Below are 4,132 nucleotides of genomic sequence, written 5' to 3'. Positions count from 1 at the left end.
AAACGGCATGGGAAGTGCTGAACCCGAAAGGCAGCCATTCGGTGGCCGTTGGCGTCGACCAGCCTGTTGCCATCGATGTGCGCGGCAGCGTCGGCTATTACTGCGGCGGCATGAATTCCGGCAGCACCATTACCGTGCATGGCTCGGCAGGGCCTGGAGTCGGCGAGAACATGATGTCGGGCTCGATCACCATCAAAGGCGACGCCAGCCAGTATGCTGGCGCCACCGGCAAGGGCGGCCTGCTGGTCATCGAAGGCAACGCCTCGTCGCGCTGCGGCATTTCGATGAAGGGCATCGATATCGTCGTGCATGGAAATATCGGCCATATGTCGGCCTTCATGGCGCAGTCAGGCAATCTGGTGGTGTTGGGCGATGCCGGCGATGCGCTCGGCGATTCCATCTACGAGGCGCGGCTCTTCGTGCGCGGCAAGGTCGACAGCCTCGGCGCCGACTGCATCGCCAAGGAAATGCGGACCGAGCATCTGGAATTGCTGCAGGGCCTGCTCGACCGCGCCGGCGTCACCGGCGTCAAGCCGTCGGAGTTCAAGCGCTACGGCTCGGCGCGTACCCTCTATAATTTCAATATCGACAACGCCGACGCGTATTGAGGCAGCATGACCTACAGGAACCCGCCGACGACGCCGCGCAAATCCGCGACCTTCGACGACTACACGCTTTCCGAGATCCGCCGTGCCGCGGCGACCGGCATCTATGACATCCGTGGCGCCGGCGCCAAGCGCAAGCTGCCGCATTTCGACGACCTACTGTTCCTCGGCGCCTCGATCTCGCGTTACCCGCTCGAAGGCTATCGCGAGCGCTGCGACACATCGGTCGTGCTCGGCTCTCGCCATGCCAAGAAGCCGATCGAGTTGAAGATTCCGATCACCATTGCCGGCATGAGCTTCGGCTCGCTGTCGGGTCCCGCTAAGGAAGCGCTCGGACGCGGCGCTACCCTGTCGGGCACCTCGACCACGACGGGCGACGGCGGCATGACCGAGGAGGAGCGCGGCCATTCCAAGCAACTGGTCTATCAATATCTGCCCTCGCGCTACGGCATGAACCTGCGCGATCTGCGCCGCGCCGATGCGATCGAGGTCGTCGTCGGGCAAGGTGCCAAGCCGGGCGGCGGCGGCATGCTGCTTGGCCAGAAGATTTCGGATCGTGTCGCCGAAATGCGCACGCTGCCGAAAGGCATCGACCAGCGCTCGGCCTCACGCCATCCCGACTGGACCGGACCCGACGATCTCGAGATCAAGATCCTCGAATTGCGCGAAATCACCGACTGGGAAAAACCGATCTACGTCAAGGTCGGCGGCGCGCGCCCCTATTATGACACGGCGCTTGCCGTGAAGGCCGGCGCCGATGTCGTTGTCGTCGACGGCATGCAGGGCGGCACCGCCGCCACCCAGGAAGTGTTCATCGAAAATGTCGGCCAGCCGACGCTTGCCTGCATCAGGCCGGCCGTGCAGGCGCTGCAGGACCTCGGCATGCACCGCAAGGTGCAGTTGATCGTCTCCGGCGGCATTCGCAACGGCGCCGATGTCGCCAAGGCGCTGGCGCTCGGCGTCGACGCGGTCTCGATCGGCACGGCGGCCCTTGTCGCGCTCGGCGACAACGATCCGCGCTGGGAGGCGGAGTACAACGAGCTTGGCACCACCGCCGGCGCTTATGACGATTGGCACGAGGGGCGCGACCCCGCCGGCATCACCACGCAGGATCCGGAACTGATGAAGCGGGTCGATCCGGTGGCTGCCGGGCGCCGGCTGGCGAACTACCTCAAGGTGATGACCCTTGAGGCTCAAACGATCGCCCGCGCGTGCGGCAAGAACAGCCTGCACAATCTCGAACCCGAGGACCTGGTCGCGCTGACGATCGAGGCAGCCGCCATGGCCGGCGTGCCGCTGGCCGGCACCAACTGGATACCGGGGAAGAACGGCTTCTGATCAACGAAGGGCCGATTCCCGCATACTCGGGAACAACAATCGATAAAAATGGGGAACTACCGTGGCAACTGATCTTGCTGAATTCGCAAGGGCGAAAAACGTCAAATATTTCATGATTTCCTACACTGACCTGTTCAGTGGCCAGCGTGCCAAGCTGGTGCCGGCGCAGGCGATATCAGACATGCAGAAGGACGGCGCCGGCTTTGCCGGTTTCGCCACATGGCTGGACCTGACGCCGGCGCATCCCGACATGCTTGCGGTGCCGGATCCGGATTCGGTGATCCAGCTGCCGTGGAAGCCTGAGGTTGCCTGGGTCGCGGCCAACTGCATCATGGACGACAAGGAGGTCGACCAGGCGCCGCGCAACACACTGAAGCGGCTGATCGCGGAAGCCGCCAGCGACGGCATGCATGTCAAGACCGGCGTCGAGGCCGAGTTCTTCCTGATCTCGCCTGACGGCAAGACGATCTCCGACGAATACGACACGGCCTCAAAACCCTGCTACGACCAGCAAGCGGTGATGCGCCGCTACGACGTCATCGCCGAGATCTGCGACCACATGCTGGCGCTCGGCTGGGGCGCCTATCAGAACGACCATGAGGACGCCAACGGCCAGTTCGAGATGAACTGGGCCTTCGACGACGCGCTGGCCACCGCCGACAAGCACTCGTTCTTCAAATTCATGGTCAAGTCGATCGCGGAAAAGCATGGCCTGCGCGCGACCTTCATGCCGAAGCCCTTCCAGGGCCTGACCGGCAATGGCTGCCATGCGCATATCTCGGTCTGGGACAAGGCCGGCAAGACCAACGTCTTCGCCGACAATTCGATGGAGCTCGGCCTGTCGGCCAAGGGCAGGAATTTCCTCGGCGGCATCATGAAACATGCCTCCGCACTGGCCGCGATCACCAACCCGACGGTGAATTCCTACAAGCGCATCAACGCGCCGCGCACCATTTCGGGCGCGACCTGGGCACCGAACACGGTGACCTGGACCGGCAACAACCGCACCCACATGGTGCGGGTGCCCGGCCCCGGCCGCTTCGAGCTGCGGCTGCCGGATGGCGCCGCCAATCCCTATCTCCTGCAAGCGGTCATCATCGCCGCCGGCCTCGACGGCATTCGCTCGAAGGCCGATCCTGGCAAGCGCTACGACATCGACATGTACCAGCATGGCCATACGGTAAAGGGCGCGCCAAAACTGCCGCTCAACCTGCTTGACGCCTTGCGCGAGTTCGACAAGGACAAATCGCTCAAGGCGGCGCTGGGTGAGGAATTCTCGTCGGCCTACCTAAAGCTGAAGCACCAGGAATGGAATTCCTATGCTTCGCACTTCACGCAATGGGAGCGCGACCACACGCTGGATATTTGACCACCAGCGCGACGCGAGCGACCTCGGAATGAACTGATGAAATATTCGATCTTCTCGCTCGCTCGTGCCGCCCTGTCCGGCCACAAGAACTGGCAGCGCACCTGGCGCGACGCCACGCCGAAGGATCGCTACGACGTGGTGATCATCGGTGGCGGTGGGCACGGGCTGGCCACCGCCTGGTTCCTCGCCAGCGAGTACGGCATCAAGAATGTCGCCGTGCTCGAAAAAGGCTGGATCGGCTCCGGCAATGCCGGCCGCAACACCACCATCATCCGCTCCAATTACGGTCTGCCCGGCAACACCGGCTTCTACGAATTGTCGATGAAGCTGTGGGAGCGGATGGAGCAGGACCTCAACTACAATGCGATGGTCAGCCAGCGCGGCGTCATCAACCTCTACCATTCCGACGCGCAGCGCGACGCCTATGCGCGGCGCGGCAACACCATGCGCATCAACGGCATCGACGCCGAACTGCTCGACCTCGCTGCCGTCATGAAGATGATCCCGTTCCTGAACTTCGACAATGCGCGCTTTCCCGTGCAAGGCGGGCTGTTGCAGCGGCGCGGCGGCACGGCGCGGCACGATGCGGTGGTCTGGGGCTATGCGCATGCGGCGAGCGAACTCGGCGTCGACATCATCCAGAATTGCGAAGTCACCGGTTTTGTCAGGGACGCCAATGGCAAGGTTATCGGCGTCGAGACGTCGCGCGGCAAGATCGGCGCCGGAAAGGTTGGCATGGCGGTCGCCGGCTCCTCGTCGCGCGTCGCAGCAATGGCCGGTCTGCGCCTGCCGATCGAGAGCCATGTGCTGCAGGCCTTCG

At 63.5% G+C, this 4,132-nt stretch carries 4 protein-coding genes; all 4 read left to right on the top strand.

Annotation, left to right across the window (positions count from 1 at the left end; genetic code table 11):
- The coding region (locus tag EN914_RS26720; protein ID WP_127389357.1) for a GXGXG domain-containing protein at positions 1-608 on the top strand (608 nt) is incomplete at its 5' end.
- Positions 609-614: 6 nt separating this feature from the next.
- Positions 615-1,943: an FMN-binding glutamate synthase family protein gene (locus EN914_RS26715; protein WP_010914750.1), complete on the top strand. Its 1,329-nt coding sequence runs from the start codon at positions 615-617 to the stop codon at positions 1,941-1,943.
- A gap of 61 nt (positions 1,944-2,004) precedes the next feature.
- On the top strand, positions 2,005-3,312 hold the full coding sequence (gene glnT / locus EN914_RS26710) for a type III glutamate--ammonia ligase (RefSeq protein WP_024502590.1): 1,308 nt from the start codon (positions 2,005-2,007) through the stop codon (positions 3,310-3,312).
- 36 nt (positions 3,313-3,348) lie between these two features.
- Positions 3,349-4,132, top strand: a 784-nt coding sequence (locus EN914_RS26705; protein ID WP_127389356.1) for an FAD-dependent oxidoreductase, incomplete at its 3' end; no start/stop codon positions are given.

Origin of the sequence: Mesorhizobium sp. M7A.F.Ca.CA.001.08.2.1 (genome assembly GCF_003998455.1) — a bacterium.
Lineage (GTDB): Bacteria > Pseudomonadota > Alphaproteobacteria > Rhizobiales > Rhizobiaceae > Mesorhizobium > Mesorhizobium ciceri.
This window is presented reverse-complemented; position numbering and strand designations above follow the sequence as displayed.